Source organism: Rossellomorea sp. DUT-2, assembly GCF_052665285.1.
In genome coordinates this window covers 1-20065 of sequence record NZ_JBQPEO010000008.1, presented here as the reverse complement: position 1 = coordinate 20065, position 20065 = coordinate 1, and the positions used below count along the sequence as shown (strand labels likewise).

The 20065-nt window shown below is 37.9% G+C and carries 20 protein-coding genes, 2 tRNA genes and 2 rRNA genes; 6 read left to right on the top strand and 18 right to left on the bottom strand.

The window, feature by feature from the left end; translation table 11 throughout:
* Positions 1-13: 13 nt before the first annotated feature.
* From ACOSV2_RS21135 to ACOSV2_RS21120, 4 genes are all read right to left on the bottom strand, one after another.
* Positions 14-1390, bottom strand: a complete 1377-nt coding sequence (locus tag ACOSV2_RS21135; RefSeq protein ID WP_428976763.1) for an NAD(P)-binding domain-containing protein — start codon at positions 1388-1390, stop codon at positions 14-16.
* Positions 1374-2666: an MFS transporter gene (locus ACOSV2_RS21130; RefSeq protein ID WP_428976762.1), complete on the bottom strand. Its 1293-nt coding sequence runs from the start codon at positions 2664-2666 to the stop codon at positions 1374-1376. Before ACOSV2_RS21130 ends, ACOSV2_RS21135 begins: the two co-directional genes overlap by 17 nt.
* An 80-nt stretch (positions 2667-2746) precedes the next feature.
* Positions 2747-3298 carry a DUF6423 family protein gene (locus tag ACOSV2_RS21125; RefSeq protein ID WP_428976761.1) on the bottom strand — a complete coding sequence of 184 codons (552 nt, stop codon included), beginning with the start codon at positions 3296-3298 and terminating at the stop codon, positions 2747-2749.
* 383 nt (positions 3299-3681) lie between these two features.
* Positions 3682-4935 (bottom strand): helix-turn-helix domain-containing protein, encoded by a 1254-nt coding sequence (locus tag ACOSV2_RS21120; protein WP_428976760.1) that lies wholly within the window; start codon positions 4933-4935, stop codon positions 3682-3684.
* Between the two features lie 44 nt (positions 4936-4979).
* Between ACOSV2_RS21120 and ACOSV2_RS21115 the strand changes: the two genes are divergently transcribed.
* Together ACOSV2_RS21115 and ACOSV2_RS21110 are read left to right on the top strand one after the other, a co-directional pair.
* Positions 4980-5201 carry a response regulator transcription factor gene (locus ACOSV2_RS21115; protein WP_428976759.1) on the top strand — a complete coding sequence of 74 codons (222 nt, stop codon included), beginning with the start codon at positions 4980-4982 and terminating at the stop codon, positions 5199-5201.
* Between the two features lie 247 nt (positions 5202-5448).
* Positions 5449-6327, top strand: a complete 879-nt coding sequence (locus ACOSV2_RS21110; RefSeq protein WP_428976758.1) for an aKG-HExxH-type peptide beta-hydroxylase — start codon at positions 5449-5451, stop codon at positions 6325-6327.
* A gap of 49 nt (positions 6328-6376) precedes the next feature.
* On the opposite strand, the gene ACOSV2_RS21105 is transcribed toward ACOSV2_RS21110, so the two are convergent.
* Positions 6377-7597 (bottom strand): MFS transporter, encoded by a 1221-nt coding sequence (locus tag ACOSV2_RS21105; RefSeq protein ID WP_428976757.1) that lies wholly within the window; start codon positions 7595-7597, stop codon positions 6377-6379.
* Between the two features lie 292 nt (positions 7598-7889).
* Here ACOSV2_RS21105 and ACOSV2_RS21100 point away from each other — a divergent pair, with 292 nt between their 5' ends.
* Positions 7890-9101 (top strand): site-specific integrase, encoded by a 1212-nt coding sequence (locus tag ACOSV2_RS21100; RefSeq protein ID WP_428976756.1) that lies wholly within the window; start codon positions 7890-7892, stop codon positions 9099-9101.
* An 82-nt stretch (positions 9102-9183) separates the two neighbouring features.
* Here the strand turns inward: ACOSV2_RS21100 and groL are convergent, their stop codons facing one another.
* Both groL and groES read right to left on the bottom strand, forming a co-directional pair.
* Entirely contained in the window at positions 9184-10818 is a 1635-nt protein-coding gene (groL, locus tag ACOSV2_RS21095; RefSeq protein ID WP_034766062.1) for a chaperonin GroEL, read from the bottom strand.
* 53 nt (positions 10819-10871) lie between these two features.
* Entirely contained in the window at positions 10872-11159 is a 288-nt protein-coding gene (gene groES / locus ACOSV2_RS21090) for a co-chaperone GroES (protein ID WP_034766060.1), read from the bottom strand.
* Positions 11160-11484: 325 nt separating this feature from the next.
* On the opposite strand from groES, the gene ACOSV2_RS21085 reads away from it, so the two are divergent.
* Entirely contained in the window at positions 11485-12228 is a 744-nt protein-coding gene (locus ACOSV2_RS21085; protein ID WP_428976755.1) for a CPBP family intramembrane glutamic endopeptidase, read from the top strand.
* Complete coding sequence (locus ACOSV2_RS21080; protein ID WP_113971435.1) at positions 12225-12431, top strand: YdiK family protein; 207 nt, start codon at positions 12225-12227, stop codon at positions 12429-12431. The genes ACOSV2_RS21085 and ACOSV2_RS21080 overlap by 4 nt, the downstream gene beginning before the upstream one ends.
* Before the next feature lie 15 nt (positions 12432-12446).
* Here the strand turns inward: ACOSV2_RS21080 and tatC are convergent, their stop codons facing one another.
* Genes tatC through ACOSV2_RS21065 form a run of 3 tightly spaced genes read right to left on the bottom strand, consistent with a single transcriptional unit; the run spans position 12447 to position 14138 of the window.
* The gene (gene tatC, locus ACOSV2_RS21075; protein WP_428976754.1) at positions 12447-13220 is read right to left on the bottom strand and encodes a twin-arginine translocase subunit TatC; all 774 of its coding nucleotides are present in this window, start codon (positions 13218-13220) and stop codon (positions 12447-12449) included.
* A 15-nt stretch (positions 13221-13235) separates the two neighbouring features.
* Positions 13236-13406 carry a twin-arginine translocase TatA/TatE family subunit gene (locus ACOSV2_RS21070; RefSeq protein WP_044340658.1) on the bottom strand — a complete coding sequence of 57 codons (171 nt, stop codon included), beginning with the start codon at positions 13404-13406 and terminating at the stop codon, positions 13236-13238.
* A gap of 54 nt (positions 13407-13460) precedes the next feature.
* A complete protein-coding gene (locus tag ACOSV2_RS21065; protein ID WP_397554610.1) occupies positions 13461-14138 on the bottom strand; it encodes a redox-sensing transcriptional repressor Rex in 678 nt (225 codons plus the stop codon).
* A gap of 189 nt (positions 14139-14327) precedes the next feature.
* Here ACOSV2_RS21065 and ACOSV2_RS21060 point away from each other — a divergent pair, with 189 nt between their 5' ends.
* Positions 14328-16274, top strand: a complete 1947-nt coding sequence (locus ACOSV2_RS21060; protein ID WP_428976753.1) for an ABC-F family ATP-binding cassette domain-containing protein — start codon at positions 14328-14330, stop codon at positions 16272-16274.
* A gap of 335 nt (positions 16275-16609) precedes the next feature.
* On the opposite strand, the gene tsaD is transcribed toward ACOSV2_RS21060, so the two are convergent.
* From tsaD to ACOSV2_RS21020, 8 genes are all read right to left on the bottom strand, one after another.
* On the bottom strand, positions 16610-17626 hold the full coding sequence (gene tsaD, locus ACOSV2_RS21055; protein WP_428976752.1) for a tRNA (adenosine(37)-N6)-threonylcarbamoyltransferase complex transferase subunit TsaD: 1017 nt from the start codon (positions 17624-17626) through the stop codon (positions 16610-16612).
* Positions 17623-18060: a ribosomal protein S18-alanine N-acetyltransferase gene (rimI, locus tag ACOSV2_RS21050; protein ID WP_428976751.1), complete on the bottom strand. Its 438-nt coding sequence runs from the start codon at positions 18058-18060 to the stop codon at positions 17623-17625. Before rimI ends, tsaD begins: the two co-directional genes overlap by 4 nt.
* A 21-nt stretch (positions 18061-18081) precedes the next feature.
* On the bottom strand, positions 18082-18780 hold the full coding sequence (tsaB, locus tag ACOSV2_RS21045) for a tRNA (adenosine(37)-N6)-threonylcarbamoyltransferase complex dimerization subunit type 1 TsaB (protein ID WP_428976750.1): 699 nt from the start codon (positions 18778-18780) through the stop codon (positions 18082-18084).
* A complete protein-coding gene (gene tsaE / locus ACOSV2_RS21040) occupies positions 18777-19232 on the bottom strand; it encodes a tRNA (adenosine(37)-N6)-threonylcarbamoyltransferase complex ATPase subunit type 1 TsaE (protein ID WP_428976749.1) in 456 nt (151 codons plus the stop codon). Before tsaE ends, tsaB begins: the two co-directional genes overlap by 4 nt.
* A gap of 167 nt (positions 19233-19399) precedes the next feature.
* A tRNA-Asp gene (locus tag ACOSV2_RS21035) sits at positions 19400-19476 on the bottom strand.
* A gap of 79 nt (positions 19477-19555) precedes the next feature.
* Positions 19556-19629: transfer RNA gene (locus tag ACOSV2_RS21030), tRNA-Met, on the bottom strand.
* A 91-nt stretch (positions 19630-19720) separates the two neighbouring features.
* Positions 19721-19837 (bottom strand): 5S ribosomal RNA (gene rrf / locus ACOSV2_RS21025).
* Positions 19838-19939: 102 nt separating this feature from the next.
* Positions 19940-20065 (bottom strand): 23S ribosomal RNA (locus ACOSV2_RS21020); the annotation flags it as partial.

Below are 20065 nucleotides of genomic sequence, written 5' to 3'. Positions count from 1 at the left end.
CTCTCCTATTGTTTTAATTTGTTACCGGGTTAATGCGACTCCAATTCGTTAACTTCTTTAATTTTTTATTTTTTTTATTTATTATCCCTTCACGCATAGCTATCTCACTAAATATTCTTTCAGCAGAAATTCTTGCACCGTCAATATTTTTTGCCGCAGGCCCTAAGCTTAATGCACTTTGTGAACTAGCTACAAATATGTTTTTATTGTGTTTAAGCTCTAGTGTTTCATCTGAAAGAACTGGAAAGTCATTGAAGAGATCATATTCACTATTTGTAAACTCTGGAAAACTCGAAATAGCTAATCCTATCGCACTAATAACAAGATCACTCCTTAACTCAATGTCATTAGATAGTTTTATTGTTTTATGTTTTTTATTGTCTTCGTAAATATCTATAATACCTTCCCCTTCAATAATGTTTAGTTGCCTCGTTTCTTTATATTCTTGAAAGATTTCGTAATGTTCTAGCATCGCACTTCCCTTATAGATTTCTTTAATTTTATTTATTCTTTCAGATAATGATAATTTCATATATGGTAGAAAGCCTTCATCTCTCCAATATTTGTGTGGAATATCAGTACAAGCATACCTTTCTTCATCTCGTATAATCCAATTAACCCTTTTACCGTTCTTCAGACATTCAAGAATAATATGCGCGGCAGTATTTCCACCACCAATAACACTCACAGTATTACTTTCATTGTTTAAGTAGCTGCTTATATCAGCTTCATATGCATTGATAACTAAGTTACTGTATTGAACTTCTTTAGATTTTTGACCTAACGCTAATATTACATATTTTGTTTTTATTAAACTTCCGTTTTTACTAATCAACGTCCAAGTTCCATCGGTATTTTGTTCTACTTTCGCTAAATCAAATTTAAAGCCTCTATTATGTAGATTATGAGCTTTGACCACATGGTTAACGTGAGATAAAAACAGATCTAATGGCGGTAATGACCTTTCACTCATTCTAGCCAAATGAAGCTGTTTTTTTTCGATTTCACTTAATTCATCAATAGCAAGCCTTCCGAAATCTGCCAAGGATAAATCTTCAGATGGAGCCAAATGATGAATATATGAACTTCTCATTACTTTTTGTTTAACATTCTTAGTACGTTTATAGAAGTTTTCAGCAAACATTTCATTGGTATCCAGTATTGCTATCTTTCCCTCAGAAAATCCGAGATGCCATGCACGAGCTGCTAGGGTAATTCCAGCTAATCCAGCTCCAACAATAACTAACTCTGTAGTTTCAGGTACCTCGTCTATCGATCTTAAATATGGTAAATGTTTTATTGTGAAGGACCTATCTTTTGCTTTTTCTTCCATTAAACTGGTGTCAATACTTGGCCCTAAGACAGAATCACAATCATTTATATACTTCATATAATATCTCCTCCTTTTTCTTTTCTAGCTCTATTGGTTCCACTTTTGAGATTGGTTTATCTAATGACCGATTGAAAATATAAAATATTCCTGTTGTGAAAATTAATGCAGAGGTGATACCTAAAGGAATTCTAGTTCCTATAAACTCTGCCAAGGTACTTGATACACTTGTTGCGAAGAGAATAGTTCCACTACTTACAATGACCCCCGCACTTCCAACTCTCGCTAAAAGTCTATCAGGTGTTATTGACTGCCTGGCTGTTCCATATAAAACAAATGCCATTGAGAGCGCTCCATCAAAAAAGAACATACCTATGCAAAAAATGACGAAACTGGATGAGATAGTGATTAGAAATACTCCCAAGGATGAAACCATTAGAATCGATCCAAGTAACTTCCCCCAACCTATCTGCTTTACCTTAGCCATAACTACTACTCCAAGAAGATTTCCTAATCCTGCACTTGAAAAGACAATTCCGACTAGAGTAGCATTTAACTCTAATTCTTGCTTAGTCAATACTAAAACAAGTAAGCCAACAGAGATTGTTGAAAAATATAATGTGAACTGAGTAAGTGTTAACAATCTTTGAATTTTATTACCCAATAAGTATTTAATTCCATCAAATGCTTCCAAAAAAGAGCCCTTAAGCTTTTTAGATCCTTCAATGGATTCTTGAGATTTTTTTTCCTTCTCAATAGGATCAAAACTGTAAGTTATAAATAAGATAGTTAAAAAAGATAAAAGAAATGAAAGTGCGTCAATTGAGAGTGTCCAGGCTGCTCCAATAAAGGTAATGCTCAATCCTGCTAACAATGGCCCGATTAAAGTACTAACTGCATCTGCCCCTTCAAAAGAATTATGTACATCTACAAGTCTCTCTCGACCAAATACTGCTGGAAGCATTGAATTAAAAGCTACCCTGAAAAATAAGCTTGCCATCCCCAGTAAAAACAACAGCCCTCCTATTATAGGCAAGGTTAAATTATCAAAAAATGCAGCCACTACCAAGATAGCAACTGCAAGGAATTGGGTGAAATCCGCAAAAAGTGATACTATTTTTTTATTTTTATTCTCAACCCAATTCCCTACAGGTACGGCAAGAATCATAGGTCCTATATGTTGGCAAATAATAACTAATCCTACTTTTAAAGGAGAACCTGTTGCGTTCAGAACGATCCAAGGCAGAGCTAGTTCAGAAAATCTAGTTCCAAATATGGTTAAAAACTGACCAAGCCACAATAGCCTGAAATTCTTATCTCTAAAGATATTAAGCATTTTTTCACTTCCTGTTTTTAGTAGCTAAGATACAGATAAGTAGTGATGGATATTAATTTAAAACAAGATAAGTATTAAGATTACTTAACTAACTGCTCTTTAACAAATACTTCTGGTAAAGAAAGTTCTGTTACTGGAGTAATAACTTCCATTTTAGGATAAGAATCCTTAAAGTTACCGTTTTGGATCATGTTATCAAACTCCGGTAAATCCTCAGGAACCATTCTTGAGTGAGCTGCAATGATCTCTGGCATTTCAGTTTCAATCTTTGCAAACTTTAGAATAGGCTCACCAGGTCTAACTTCACCATTGTTTTCATGCCCTCCACCATGGAAAATCACGCTATTTGATTCTGGAATGTAACGAGTGTATCCATAGTTTCTAGAAGTTAGTAGTTCAGGTTTTCCATCCTTCATTGGAATAGAGATACCTTCACCTAATTTCATTTGCCACGCTAACCATGGATTATCAGTTAAATTCGTTTCAGCTTTGATTAGTGTCCATTCACCAGCACTTGGCAACGGCACACGCATAATAATTTGATACTCATCTGTATCAATACTCCCAGTAACAAGTACTATTCTTCTTTCCTCATCAATTGCTGCAGACATATGAACATCAGTAGCTCTCATAAGTATTACCTCCCAAAATGTTATGTTTTTCCACCACTACTTACCTTATATTCAATCTAACACAGGCTCATAAACCTTAGTATTGATAAATACTTAGAATTTTTGATTAATTAAAAATAGGATTCCTCTGAACTTTATCAACCTGCCACCCCTTCCATTTGCACTAATTTTACTGTAAAATTCCAGTGTAATTATACTTACATTGGAGGTAAAAAATGAGAAAAACTATTTTAAAGTTAATTCTAATTACTGGACTAGTACTTTCTGCTTTCAACTTTAATAGCTCTAACCTTTATTCTAGTGATCAAGATTATCCAGACCCTACTTCAACAACTCAAACATAAAATATATAGAAAAAGAACGCCATACTATGGCGTTCTTTTTTAAAAGGTCTTTAAAGTTAAAAGCTTTTCAAAATAAAAGCTAGCTCTTTTATGATGATATATTGATTGGTAATAATAAGCTATCTCTGTATATAACTCAGACGTGAATTTCTTATCTTCCTTACTTTCAAAATAAGGAGCTACACATTTTTCTAAATAGTTTATGTATTCTTCAGAAATTCCTTTGTCTTCCATTTTATACTTAAGCAAAAAAAATTTAATTTCATATACTTTATTTTTTACTGATCTGCTTAACTTCATCCCAAATTCGATATGCTTATAAATTTTTATTGCATCCTTTTCTTTAGTCAAGATCATTAATAAAGAGATCATATAAAAAGAATTTAGTTGTTGAGACACATTCTTTTTGAGTTCCAAGCTTCTTCTGAAATAGGATTTTGCTTGGTCAAGATCTTTCAGCAAAAAATAACTATAACCTATATTATGTAAAATTTTCGACTTGAAGTCTTGAGGAACTTTATTCTCATTGTTATTTTCAATAACATTTTTCATTAATGATATAGCTTCCACAGGGTTGTCCATATCATTTAAGTTAATACCCAATAATAAATTGCATTCTAAACACCGTTGGAAGTTAAATTTTTTTTGAAATCCTTCCAGTGCTTTATAGGCATATATTAAAGATAATGGTGAATTGTTTAACCTACTTGTCACAAGTGAAAGTTGGTAAAACAAGTCAGGGTCATCCATTTCTAGTTCTTCAAGTATTTCCTTACTCTTTTGGAACTGCTCAAGCGAACTCTTAAATTGGTTATTTATATAATAATAAATACCTAAAAATTTATAATAATAGTATTTATATTGATACTCTAGAATACTAATCAATTCTTTGTATTGATTTAGTTTATCTTTATCAATTTTATTGGTTTGTTTTGTTTGTATGAGATACCTAAATTCGAATAGCTTAAAAAGTGCCTTAACAGATAAATCAATTGACTCCACTTTTTCTCTTAATTCTTTGTAATCTTCATGCATTTGCTTAATGTCATTAATTTTTATATGGTTATACCATTTTAAAATATGTTCACTAAGGAGCTTATCAGGGTCCTGCTGTATTTGCACTACAGTTATACCTAATCTTTCACACAATAGCTCTAGAATCTCATCACTAGGATTAATCTTTTCATTTTCAATTTTACTTAAATAAGTTGTTGAACAAATTCCTTTGGAAAGTTCGCTCTGTGTCAGTTGTTTTTTATTTCTATAAAACAGTACTCTTTTTCCTAATTCCATAAGATTCTCCCTTTAAAATATTCTAATGAGGTGAAAAAGATATTATGCAGCAAAAAATTAACTTATCTAGTCAAGAAATTTATGTTGCTCAGTTAGTCAGTGAAGGTAAAACAGATGGTGAAATCGCTAATACAATCTTTGTTAGTAAAAGAAGAGTTGGTGAAATTATATCGAATATAAAAAACAAATGGAACATCTCCACCCGGGTAGAACTAGGAATTCAAGCCTATCGTTCTGGATTGTTGAAAGAAAAAACATTTTCATAAAATATGCAATATATTGTAGTACAAAAAATTCTGACAACAAAATATAATTTAACCATAGAAAGGGGGGAAATTAAGATGAGTTTAAAAAACGAAGCAAATATCAAACGTTATATTGATCACTACCTAAAAGATGAAAAGATGTCAGTAGTAGTACAGCCACTTCGCATGCAAATTCACCTAGCAAAATAACAATTTATGATTCCCACTATCTATGGATGGTGGGAATTCTTTAAAGGAGGAACTATTAGTGACCCAATTACTTTCTAAGAAAGAAATAATGTTGCCTTTCTTAACCAAATCAAACATTGAAAGAAATATAGATATACTTAAAGAGTTTTGCGAAAAAGAATTAAACTATACGCTAGCCAAAAATTTATCTATAAAAGAATATTATTTTGAAACAATTAACTTTCTTCAGGATGTTCCTGTTCCATACTCTAACGATGAAATGCATATCACCTTTTTTGATCAAGCCTTGCAAAATAAGCTATTATCATTAGGTATGATTGATCAAAGTGACTTAGATAATGACCAACACATTTATTCAACAGACGAACAACAGTTTATTCGAAATAATTTAAATAAGGCAATTGAATTAATAAGGGTTCTTCATCCTAACCTTCATGCAGCAATAAACACTCTTGTTGGGACTTTCTTAATACTGAAGAAAGACCTCTTTGGTGGGGGATCAGTTTCAAATGTATTAGGACTAATATGGTTAAATCCACAAGCAGATTGGACAATAGTTGACTATGCAGAAGCAGTATACCATGAGTTTATTCATCAAAGTATATTTTTAGATGATATGGTAAATTGTATGTTTCCAAATGCAAATGACTGTGCCACTGAGGAAGCACTGGTAACCTCAACAATCTTAGAAATGAAGCGACCTTTAGACAGATCATTTCATGCTGCAGGAGTCTCAATTGGTATAATGCATCTATATTTTATGCTAAATGATAAAATTAAGTCTAAACAATACTTAGCAAACCTACAGTTAACCTTAGATGAAGTTAACGAAAAAAAGAAATTTTTAGGCGAACAAGGATTACTAACGTTAGATTTAATGAGAAAATTTGTGGATAACCCCAATTTTAGTGATGTTACTTATTCTCTTAACAACTAAACCTTCAGAAAATAGAACTCATTAGAAGCCTAATGAGTTCTAAATTTTTTTATTGTTGTAATTGTTTTACTTTGCTTAATACTAAGAAATCTCTGGACTTTATAACTAGGAGTGTTACTACTAATAATAAAGCTCCTGATATATTGAACACCCAGTGAATTCCCACCTTATCAACAATGATTCCAAAGACTAATGAAGTCACACCAAAAATACTTGTTACGAGCGTCATTTGAGCTGAGAAAACTTTAGGTAATAAATCTGTTGTTGTGCTTTTTTGTAATATAGTTTGCTGAGACACATCTTTAGGTTGTGAAAATAAACCTATCATGCCAGATAGGATTAAAGCTAAAATTGGTATTGAGATATTACCAAAAAGCAATGTTAATACCGCACTTAAGCTCGTCCCTAATAAGATGAAATTATAAGAATATCTTTCCAACAATTTGTCTTTCTTTAAGGAAAATAAAGATCCTACAAACAAACCTAGAAAAAATGATCCGTTAATATATCCCCACCATTCTTTATCCACACCTAACGCTTCTTCAACGTAGATATAAAGAATTGCTGCAATCCAGACAACACTTGCGATAGTTTCCATGATATCCATACTGATTAATGTTCTCAGTCTTTTATTATTCCAAATTAAAACCCAACCTTCTTTTAACTGTGTTCCTTTACTAATTGTTAATGGCTGTTCTACTTTTTTTACATTTTCTATCAATCCGATTAAAATAGATGAAAAAAGATATAAGACGCAAACTGTTAGTATTACTAACTTATATCCAATTAAAACCAATAAAATACTACCAATTGGCCAACTACCTAATTTAATTGTTTGATATAGGGCAGAAACTAAACTATTAGCCTTTACCAACTGTTCTTCAGAAACGAGGATAGGCACTAGTGAGTTCTTTAATGGGTTAGCACACCCATCTAATAACCCAATCAGGAAGACTATAACTAACAGTAGGAATATTGAGTCGAAAGAAATGTAATAAGAAAAGCACCATAACACTATCAATAAACCTGTTTTCATTAACTGAGTCACAAATAAAAGTTTATTAATAATATATTTATCTATTAATAGTGGAGAAATAACTCCAGAGATAAACATTGCACTAGTAATTACTAGTGGAACCATTGCAGTTAAAGTTGCTGATTGTGATAAGTTATACAATACAGAAATAGTTGCAATTATATAAAAAACGTCAGCTATGTCTGCTATTGATTGACCTATCCATAAGTAATTAAACGACCTATTTTTAAACATTTTTATACCCCTTTTATTCTATCAATAGTAAATTTATTTAGTTTTATCATTTTAACTAGTAACTAAGAATTCACATCGGGGTATATCCTTTCTATCCTAAAAAGGGGTATAGATTTCAGGTTTTTATTATCCTAATTATCCCATAACAAGTTATTATTTTCAATTTTCTTATGTTTTGCTAATGCCTTAGACTTTTACTTCTCTTTATTATTTTCTCGAATTATTTCTTCTTGAGTGGACATAATGTTATTTTAAAGCAAATCATTATAAGAAAGAGAGGTAAATCAATGATATGAGAGGACATTTCTACAGAAGAGGTTGCAAGTGCAAAAAGAAAAAATGCATTTGTGGCTCAAAATGGGCTTTTACCATTGATATTGGACTAGATCCAATCACCGGAAAAAGAAAACAAAAAGTAAAGAGCGGTTTTAATACTAAACAGGAGGCTGAAGAAGCTGCTGCCACTCTAATTCATGAAGTAAACCAAGGAATATATTTAGAGGAAACAGATAAAGCCTTCAGTGATTTTGCAGCTGAGTGGCTTCCCGTCTATAGTGATTCAAAAGATGTAAAGCCGGGAACTATTCGTGTACGCCTCCATGAGATTGGAAAATTATTGACCTACTTTGCTCAACTAAAATTAAAAGACATTACAAGAAAGATGTATCAAGATGCTTTAAACGACCTAAAAGACCAAGGTTACTCTGATAGTACCAGGGATGGAATTAACAGAACAGGAAGAATGATATTCCGAAAGGCACTCGAACTGGAGCTAATTAAGAAAGATCCTACCGAGTTTGCTTATGTAAAAAAAGATAAGAAAACGATTGAACAGTTAGAGGAAGAGGAAATTCCAAAGTACCTTGAAAAAGAAGAGCTCGCCTTGTTTTTAGAAACAGCCAAATATAATGGGCTTGAACATGATTACCTGGTGTTTTTGGTCTTAGCCTATACAGGAATAAGGGTTGGAGAGCTAGTTGCTCTTAAGTGGAAGGATGTGGACTTCATAAACCACAACATAAGTATAACCAAGACTTATTACAATCCCAATAATAATACCTTAGAATATCAATTAGTGACACCGAAAACCCGAAAGTCAAGGAGAAAAATTATTGTAGATGAAGAAGTAATTGGAGCCTTAATGAAACATAAGGAAGTTCAAAATGAAGTAATTAAGAGAATAGGGAAAGATTACTACGATCAAGATTTTATATTTGCGAAGATGGAAAGAAAATTCGGTTATCCAATTGTCATTAAGACAGTACAAAACAGAATGAAGAGACTACTTAATATGGCCGATTTAAATTCGTCATTAACACCACACTCTTTGAGACATACGCATACGTCTCTCTTAGCAGAAGCCGGTGTTTCGCTTGAACAAATCATGGATCGGCTCGGTCATACAGATGATCAAATTACTAAAAATGTGTATCTCCACGTAACCCATGAAATGAAAAAAGAAGCTTCCCAAAAGTTCTGCGAACTCATGAGAAGCCTCCGTTAATATCCTCAATGTTAGCAAAATGTTAGCATTTCACTCTTACCTTACTCAAAAACCCACTCATATCAAGGGTTTGGGGGCGTTATTACATCATGCCGCCCATTCCACCCATGCCGCCCATACCAGACATATCTGGCATGCCGCCGCCTTCTTCAGGAATGTCCGCTACTACTGCTTCAGTAGTCAGGAACATTGCTGCTACAGACGCTGCGTTTTGAAGTGCAGAACGAGTTACTTTGGTAGGATCTACGATACCTTTTTCGATCATGTTGACCCACTCACCAGTAGCTGCGTTGAATCCGACACCTACTTCTTCCTTCTTCAGACGTTCTACGATGATAGAACCTTCTAATCCAGCGTTGTGAGCGATTTGACGGATCGGCTCTTCAAGAGCACGCAGCACGATGTTGATACCAGTTGCTACATCTGCATCCGCTTCGATTGATGCTACTTTGTTGTATACGTTCACAAGGGCAGTACCACCACCGGAAACGATACCTTCTTCCACTGCTGCACGAGTAGAGTTCAATGCGTCTTCGATACGAAGCTTACGCTCTTTAAGCTCAGTTTCAGTCGCAGCTCCAACTTTCACGACTGCTACTCCACCTGCAAGCTTAGCAAGGCGCTCTTGTAATTTTTCCTTGTCGAATTCAGAAGTGGACTCTTCTAATTGAGCACGGATTTGGTTTACGCGAGCTGCGATTTTTTCCGGATCTCCAGAACCTTCTACAACAGTAGTGTTTTCTTTCGTTACCACTACTTTCGCAGCGCGGCCAAGTTGAGTGATGTTCGCAGATTTAAGATCCAGTCCAAGATCCTCTGTGATCACTTCTCCACCTGTAAGTACCGCTAAGTCTTCAAGCATTGCTTTACGACGGTCACCGAAGCCAGGCGCTTTAACAGCAACAGCGTTGAATGTTCCGCGAAGTTTGTTCACAACAAGCGTTGCAAGTGCTTCACCTTCAACATCTTCCGCTACCATTAATAGTGGCTTACCTTGTTGTACGACTTGCTCAAGAACAGGAAGTACTTCCTGGATGTTGCCGATTTTCTTGTCAGTGATTAAGATGTATGGATTTTCAAGAACGGCTTCCATCTTATCAGAATCAGTCACCATGTATGGAGATGCATATCCACGGTCAAATTGCATTCCTTCTACAACATCAAGTTCTGTTGTGAATCCTTTTGATTCTTCGATCGTGATAACACCGTCGTTCCCAACGCGCTCCATTGCTTCTGCAATCAGTTGACCCACTTCTTCGTCAGCAGCTGAGATTGCCGCAACCTGAGCGATGGAATCTTTGCCTTCGATTGGCTTAGAAATCACTTTTAATTCTTCGATAGCCGCTTGAACCGCTTTTTCGATCCCTTTACGAACGCCAACAGGGTTAGCACCAGCTGTTACGTTTTTAAGACCTTCACGGATCATCGCTTGAGCAAGGACCGTTGCAGTCGTTGTACCGTCACCGGCGATTTCATTTGTTTTGCTTGCTACTTCAGCAACCAATTTCGCACCCATGTTTTCGAATGCATCTTCGAGTTCGATTTCTTTCGCAATGGTTACACCATCATTTGTAATAAGTGGTGAACCGAATTTTTTCTCAAGTACCACGTTACGTCCTTTTGGTCCAAGAGTTACTTTTACTGCATTTGCTAATTGATCGACACCGCGAAGCATGGAACGGCGTGCTTCTTCGCTGAATTTAATATCTTTAGCCATTGATAAAGTCCTCCTCTTATTTAAATAAAGTATTGTTTATATACGAAGTTTGATTATTCGCCAACTACAGCCAGAATATCGCTATCACGAAGGATCAGGTATTCTGTGCCTTGGTATTTCACTTCTGTACCAGCGTATTTAGAGAAAATGATTCGATCGCCGACAGCTACCTCAAGAGCAACGCGCTCACCGTTGTCAAGAATGCGACCAGTACCTACAGCCATCACTTTACCCTCTTGTGGCTTTTCCTTTGCGGAATCCGGTAGCACAATACCGCTTGCTGTTTTTTCTTCTGACTCAACTAGCTCGATAACGACGCGATCACCTAGTGGTTTTAACAAGTGAAACAACCTCCTTGAAATTATGTAAATGATATTTATTAGCACTCGCTCACTGTGAGTGCTAACACAACTATTATATTAATTAATTCGTTTTCATTTTGCAAGAGTCCTGCTTAAAATTTTTTTCGTCATATTTCTCTTTTTTTCACACCCTCCTATCCTATGCCTCCCCGTATGGCTTTATTACTATCGATTGAAGTGTGACAATTCTAACAAAACCCTTAGATTTGAACAGTTCCTCTTTTCTTAGTAGAATTGTACAAGAGTGAGATCAAGATGAAATGAAGTTGTTCTTCATCTAACAGGTGCCAAAGGAGATCAAACGTTGAAAAAACATTTCGGATATATCTTAATTACCTATATTGTCATGCAGCTTTCAAGTATTGTAGGCATCCCCTTATTACTTAAGATTGGTGTAGATGTGCTTGGACAACCCGAAGATACAGTTAAAAGTGTTGTTCCGGGATATTGGCTCATCATCAGCTTTACGTTAACGCTGCTCGTTGTGTGGGGCATTCTAAGGAAGAGTGAAACAAGCACCGGACTTGAACGTTCCGCTCCCATGAATGCAGGCAGTTCCATCGTATGGGCCGTGGTCGGAATCTTTATGGCGTTCATTGCTCAATCCGTCGCCATACAAGTCGAGTATGCGCTCGGAATCGAGATGGGGTCTGAAAACACTCAGATGATTATCAGCATTATTGAAAAGGTACCCCTATCCATGATGGTCGCTGCAATCATCGGGCCTATACTGGAAGAGATAGTATTCAGAAAGATTATCTTCGGCGTTCTTTACGAGAAGATGAATTTCTTCTTCGCCGCGTTAATCAGCTCTGTTATCTTTGCCCTTGCTCATTTTGAGCCTGTGCATGTGATCCTGTACTCTGCCATGGGCTTTACCTTTGCGTTTCTTTATGTCAAAACGAAGCGTATCCTGGTTCCAATATTTGCCCATGTTGCCATGAATACAACGGTCGTTCTAATGCAATCTATCTATAAGGATGAAATTGAAAAAATGATCAACGAAGCTGAACAAATACAAGGATTTATTGGAGGATTATTTCTATGAGGAGATCACCATTATTCTCAGGCGTGATCTATCTCCTTCTCGGTGTGCTCTTCACATACTTTGCTGTGCAAAATGTACAGGATGATGGTTGGGGATTTTTCGCTTATATGCTTGTCTTTCTGGCAACCCTTGATTTTGGCTCCGGGTTGCGGATGGTGTTGCTGCATTTCAAAATCAAAAAGAAAATAGAGAATAAAAAATAAGGATTGATCAAATGATCAATCCTTATTTTTATCCTCGAACTGTTCCATTTCAAGCTTTTGTTCTGCTTCTAAAACCTTTTTATACCCGATTTTAGAAATCCAAATACTGATTTCATAAAGAAGAAGCAAAGGAACGGTCACCATTAAATGCGAGACGATGTCCGGTGGTGTAATGAAGGCTGCAATGACCAACAGTATGAAGTACGCCACTTTTCTCATTTGCGCCAGCAGCATCGGGGTAATAATCCCAAGGCGTGTCAGAAACAGCATAATAACCGGCAGTTGAAAGAGAAATCCAAATGGAATGGTTATTTGAAACAGGAAATGAAAGTATTCATTAATTCCAATCACTTGCTGGATATTCAGATTGGTTGATAAACCCATCATGAATTTCACAACATATGGAAACAAAATAAAATATGAAAATGACAATCCACCTAAGAAAAGAATGACAGAAATCGGTATGTAACTAAGCGTTACCTTCCTCTCTCTCTCGTATAAGCCTGGACTTATGAATGACCACACTTGAAATAGGATAAGGGGGGATGTCATGATGATCGCAATAAACATGATCATTTCCATATAGATTTTGAGAGGGTCTGTAATCCGAAAGGCGTTCATCGTCAATTCTTTCGCTTCATCCGCGTGCTGCAAGTATCGAATCAACGGCTCCGCAAGAAAAAAGCTCACGATTACCGCTAACAAGAAGAAAACGACTACAAACATGAGTCGTTTTTGCAATTCTCCTATATGTTCATAGACTGTCATGTCTCTTTGACTTTGACTCATGGCGTTCATCCTACCCTACTTAGCTTTTTTACTATTATCGTCCTCATCATCTGCTAAGCCCTTTGTTGCATTTTTAAATTCGCGTAATGTATTACCGGCTGCTTTCCCTAACTCAGGCAATTTCTTTGGTCCAAAGATCAGTAAAGCAACAACCGTTATAAGTACGATACTACCTGCACCTAACATAATGAGACACCTCCTCTTTTACCATTCTATCATAACGTAAATACGAATCATTTTCTATTCGGATATGATTCCATCTTGTGACATTTCCGTGTCATCCTCTGAATAATGCTTTAAGAAGTATACCAGTGATTGAAGCTCAACTGCCAAATCAATATGATGGACTCGAATATGGTCCGGCACCGTTAATCTCGCAGGAGTGAAATTCAGGATTCCCTTAATATTAGAGGAAACCAATCGGTCTGTGATATTCTGAGCAGAAGATGCCGGAACCGTCAGAATGGCCACTTCAATATCATGCCCCTCAAGACCCTCTTCTAAATCATCTAAATGATAAACGGGTACATCGCTAATTTGTGTCCCAACCTTCTTTTCATCCACTTCAAAAGCCATTTCAATCTTAGTATTATTATTTTTTATGAAATTATAATGAAGAAAAGCTGTACCGAGATTCCCTACTCCTATCAGCACAACCTTCGTAATAGCATCTTGATCCAATGTCTTACGAAAAAAGGATAGAAGATAATTGACATTATATCCATAACCCTTTTTACCCAACGCGCCAAAATAAGAAAAATCCCTGCGTATCGTGGCAGAATCGACCTTCACCGCTTCACTCAATTCTTTCGATGAAACCCTCTGCTTTCCCGACGAGTACAGATTCTTGATAAAGCGATAATATAGCGGAAGGCGCTTAGCCGTTGCCTGTGGAATTTTCGTTGTATCCTGGTTCATATTGTATTCCCCCACATCTATTCAAAACCTCTGATACCGCTTCCAAAATAGAAAGCATACAGAATTTAAAACTCTACTACCCATCATACACTATATTTTATCCTAAGTGTACGAAGATTAATAGTCGATTTATTGCCGTTCACCTCCCAAATACGGTACACTAGCACTATGAAATAGAGGTGAAACGTCATGATTCTACTACAAGTGAATCAACTAACGAAAAACTTTGGTGCCGATAATATCCTATCAAATATTAAGCTTGAAATACAGACAAGAGATCGGGTTGCTCTCGTCGGACGCAACGGAGCAGGAAAGTCGACTCTTTTAAGAATAATTGCAGGACATCTCTCCTATGATTCCGGAGACATCACGAAACCAAAAGGGGTTACCATTGGATACCTGGCTCAGAATACCGGCTTGGAGTCTGATCTTTCCATTTGGTCGGAAATGCTGACCGTCTTCGAGGAATTGCAGAGGCAGGAAAAGCAATTAAGAATATTGGAGCAACAGATGGCCGATCCTTCGGTGTATGATCAAGAAGAGCTTTATCAACGCGTATTAAAAGAATACGATGGGCTTCAGGTCAGGTTCAAGGATTCTGGAGGTTACCAATATGAAGCCGATATCCGCTCTGTCCTTCACGGCTTGAATTTCGCAGATTTCGATTACGATACAAAGATATCCACTTTGAGCGGTGGCCAGAAAACCCGTCTCGCTCTTGGTAAACTACTCTTAACCAGACCTGACATTCTTATTCTCGATGAGCCGACCAACCATCTTGATATTGAGACTTTATCGTGGCTTGAGACATACCTTCAAAGCTATGAAGGAGCCGTCCTGATTGTTTCCCATGACCGATACTTCCTGGATAGCGTCGTCAATCAAGTGTATGAGATTTCCCGTAATCGAAGCAAAAAATACCTGGGTAACTACAGTAAATACCTTGAACAGAAAGCAGAAGACTACGAAAAGGATCTCAAGATGTTCGAACGCCAGCAACAGGAGGTCGCTAAACTCGAAGACTTCATCCAACGGAATATCGCCCGTGCTTCAACAACTAAGATGGCCCAAAGCCGCCGAAAAAAGCTGGAACGAATGGACAAGATGGATAGACCCCTTGGAGATGAGAAATCTGCCAACTTTGCTTTTCAAATTGATCGTCCAAGTGGAAATGATGTTCTCCACGTCCAAGATCTTACTATCGGATATGGAATAGACGAACAGGTTTCCTCTCATAACGACTTCTCTGTTAAAAAGGGAGACAGTATCGCCCTTGTAGGTCCAAACGGGATCGGGAAATCGACTCTGTTGAAAACATTGGTCAATAAACTGCACCCTCTAGAAGGAGCATTTAAATTCGGATCGAATGTTTCGATTAGTTATTATGATCAAGAACAAGCCGAACTATCTTCTAATAAGACCGTCTTAAATGAACTGTGGGACGAATACCCAATGAAAATGGAAAAAGAAATCCGCACTGTACTCGGGAACTTCTTATTCTCAGGGGAAGATGTCTTAAAGCCTGTTTCCACACTGAGTGGTGGAGAAAAGGCACGTCTGGCACTTTCCAAGCTCATGATGGAAAAAGGGAATGTCTTGATCCTGGATGAGCCGACGAACCATCTGGATTTAGACAGCAAAGAAGTGCTGGAGAATGCCTTGATTGACTACCCTGGGACGATTCTCTTTGTATCACACGACCGTTATTTCATCAATCGAATTGCCACAAAGGTTGTAGAACTGTCCAAAAAGGGATCGACCGAATACCTTGGCGATTACGATTATTATGTAGAGAAATTACAACAGCAGGAAGAGCTGGCTGCCCTCGAACGGATGGAACAAGGAGAACAGGTGTCTTCACAGGTGACAACTCAAAAACAGTCCCATAAAATCGATAAAGAGTCGAAGAAGCTTGAGCGTCAACGAAAACGAAGAGTAGAAGAAATCGAAGGTCTCATGGAAGCTCTTGAAGAAGACATCCAGGAAAAAGAGGATCTTCTCTGTGACCCTGACGTCTTTCAAGATCACGAAAAGGTACAGGACATCAATGACTCCCTCACAAAAGCAAAAGAAGAGCTTGATTCTCTATTGGAAGAATGGACAGAACTTGAAGAGATTCTTCAAGAAGAACAGTAATCCACAGGATTGGGGATAACTCTAGGACCCCAATCCTGTTTTATTCCACATCATTATCCACAATTCAAATCCCGTTTATCCGTTGTTAACAGAGTTTTTCCACATAATCCACAATTATAACTTGAGTTATCCACATACACTTCCAAGAAATAGGTTATTAACACTAGATCTTTTTCACAAAGTGTACACATCATTTATATAGTTACTAACACTTTATCCACAGTCTGTTGATAAAACGTATGTTCGTTTCTTTTTACTCTCATTCACTCACAAGATATCAACAATCACTGGATATAAAAAAAAGCTTAAACGAAGTTTCGTTTAAGCTTTCCCTTTTAGAAGTTCTCGATATCAAGTCCAGGATGAGCATTCATATCCATGCTCCCTCTTTTTCCTTGTTGGAATAAGACCGTTCCAGCAGCTGCAATCATAGCAGCATTATCCGTACAAAGTGATAAAGGAGGAATGATCAACTCCGCTTCCACCCCTTCAAATGCTTCTTGAAGGGCAGCGCGTAAGCCTTTATTGGCGGCAACTCCACCAGCAAGTAATACTTGTTCCACTCCATATTCCTTTACCGCTTTAACGGTTTTGGTCACTAACACATCAATCACACTGGCTTGAAAGCTCGCCGCCAAGTCCTGTGGATGAATGGTTACTCCTTTTTGCTTCGCATTGTGTAGCGTGTTAATAACCGCCGACTTCAATCCACTGAAGCTAAAATCATAGGAACCCTCTTCCAGCCATGCACGGGGCAAATCAAGATTAGGTTCCCCTTCATGAGCCAACCGATCGATATGGGGTCCCCCAGGATACGGAAGACTCAAGGTCCGGGCCACTTTATCATAGGCTTCACCGGCTGCATCATCCCGGGTCTCCCCGATCACTTGAAACGAACCATGCTCTTTCATGAACACAATCTCTGTATGACCTCCGGAAACAACTAATGAAAGCAGAGGAAACCTCATCTCTTTCACCAATCGATTTGCATAAATATGTCCTGCAATGTGATGGACACCTACCAAAGGTTTGTTATGAGCAAACGCGAGTGCCTTGGCAGCATTGACACCAATCAGAAGGGCTCCCACCAAACCGGGTCCTTCCGTCACGGCGACACAATCAATTTCGTCCATCGTCATACCAGCTTGTTCAAGCGCTTCCTCCAGCACAAACGTAACCTGCTCCACATGATGGCGTGAAGCAATTTCAGGGACGACTCCACCGAACCGCTTATGACTTTCAATTTGAGACGAAACAATGTTCGCCACAATCTCTGTTCCATTTTTCACAATTGCAACAGCTGTTTCATCACAGCTTGTCTCAATTCCCAATACAAACATATCTTTTTTCATAAATTCACCCACATTACTAAAGCATCCTCTTGATTATCGGAATAATACCGCTTACGGATTCCTCCATCTTGAAACCCGAGCTTTCGATATAAATGTTGTGCAGCTGTATTGGATACCCTGACTTCGAGGGTCATCACACGAGCTCCAAATTCAATCGCAATACCCATGATCTTGCGCATGAGGCCTTCTCCCAAGCCCCGCCCCCGATAATCCGGGAGCACAGCCACATTGGTGATATGAGCCTCATCCACTACAAGCCACACCCCACAGTATCCTGCAAGCTTGTCTTCATCCTCGGCAACGAGATACGTAGACAGGTGGTTATGTTCGATCTCATTCAAGAAAGCGTCCCGGCTCCAAGGAATGCTAAAAGATTGATTTTCAATTTCCATTACAGCATCTAAATCATCAATCGTCATAAATCGTATATCCATATTCTAACGTTCCCTTATCTTCTATTCAGATTTTTTTTGAGATTCCAGCCATTTCACTTCTGCTTCAGCCATCCGTATATAATTAGGGAGCACTTCATGAGCCGACGCCTCTTTCAGACCACTACCAATAAAAGCAAGCTCAGATGGACGCGGATTATGACTGACAAAAGGAGCGATTTTTGCCTGATCTCCCAGTACTTCCATAATCATGTTCTCGTGAAGGGCAACATCATTACCGACAAAGAGTATATCTTTATTAAAATCTTTTAACTTCGTCACCCATTCTTCCAGCAGTACGTTGCAATCATTTTCCACACAAATTAATTGATCTCCCTGAAACTCATAAAGTCCCGTGTATACCTGTCCCCTTCTTGCATCGAACAAGGGAACAATATACCCTGTAAAATATCGTCCAGAGGAAGCCAGTGTCGCAAGACTTGATACTGGAATAAGGGGGATGCCGAGAGACCATGCAAGGGTCTTCGCCAAGGTCACCCCTATCCTTACACCTGTATAGGAACCCGGACCATTTGCAACCACAACCTTCGTTAAGTCTTTCGCCTCAATCCCGCAATCCTTTAACAATTGTTCGATAGCCGGCATGGCTCTTACTGAATGATTCTTCTTAATATACGTAATGTACTCCCCAATTACTTTGTCTTCCTCGATAAGCGAGACGCCTAACGGATAATTGGAGGTATCAATCGATAATATCGTCATGACACAATCTCCTTACACAATTCACTATATCGATCGCCATAGGGCTTCAACACGATTCTTCTCGTGGAATCGCCCTCCCGGAAAATCGATAGACTTAATAATTCTTCCGGAAGTTGATCTTGAATTAAGTGAGCCCACTCAACGACGGTCACACCTTCCCCTTCAAAGTATTCGTCGAATCCCAAATCTTCAAAGGAATCATCCAACCTGTATACATCCATATGATAAAGAGGCAAACGACCCCTATATTCTTTAATGATGGTAAAGGTGGGACTGTTAACCGTCTTTGTGACACCAAGGCCTTTGGCAAGACCTTTGGTAAAAGTCGTTTTTCCCGCCCCAAGATCACCTTCTAATGTTAACACAGCTCCAGGCTTCAAATGAGCTGCCAATTTCTCTGCAAACTGGCCTGTTTCCTCTGGACTGGTCGTTATGATCTCAAACTGATTCATGTTAATCTCCTTAATCGTCATTTAGAGTATAAAAAACCCTTAGGATCGTTTGTTACCCTAAGGGAAAATGTATATATGTAGTTTACCCTTTTTCGGGTATGAGAGTAAAGGTTGTGGTCACAGACAATAAAAAAAACGAAACAAAGTTTCGTTTGAATAAACAATAATGGCGGTCCGGACGGGACTCGAACCCGCGACCTCCTGCGTGACAGGCAGGCATTCTAACCAACTGAACTACCGGACCAAAGTTTTTTGACGAGAGTCAAAATAACTATCCATGCGTGACTCATAAAGGAATATCCTAACCCAAGTCAAAAATGGTATTGCGGGGACAGGATTTGAACCTGCGACCTTCGGGTTATGAGCCCGACGAGCTACCGAACTGCTCCACCCCGCGACGATATAAATGTTACTTAAGATGATTACTACTATCTATTCTACTATATGCAGCCTCACTAATAAAGTGATTATGCAAAAAATAAAATTTCGCCTGGCGACGTCCTACTCTCACAGGGGGAGATCCCCCAACTACCATCGGCGCTGAAGAGCTTAACTTCCGTGTTCGGCATGGGAACGGGTGTGACCTCTTCGCCATTGTCACCAGACGAATATTCAATTGAAGGGTTGTTCCTTCAAAACTAGATAAAGAATTGATGTCAAGAAAGCCGAATATCGACCCATGTTGTTCATTTAAAAAATGACTCTTTGTGGTTAAGTCCTCGATCGATTAGTATCAGTCAACTCCACATGTCGCCATGCTTCCATCTCTGACCTATCTACCTAGTCATCTTCTAGGGATCTTACTCACTTACGTGATGGGAAATCTCATCTCG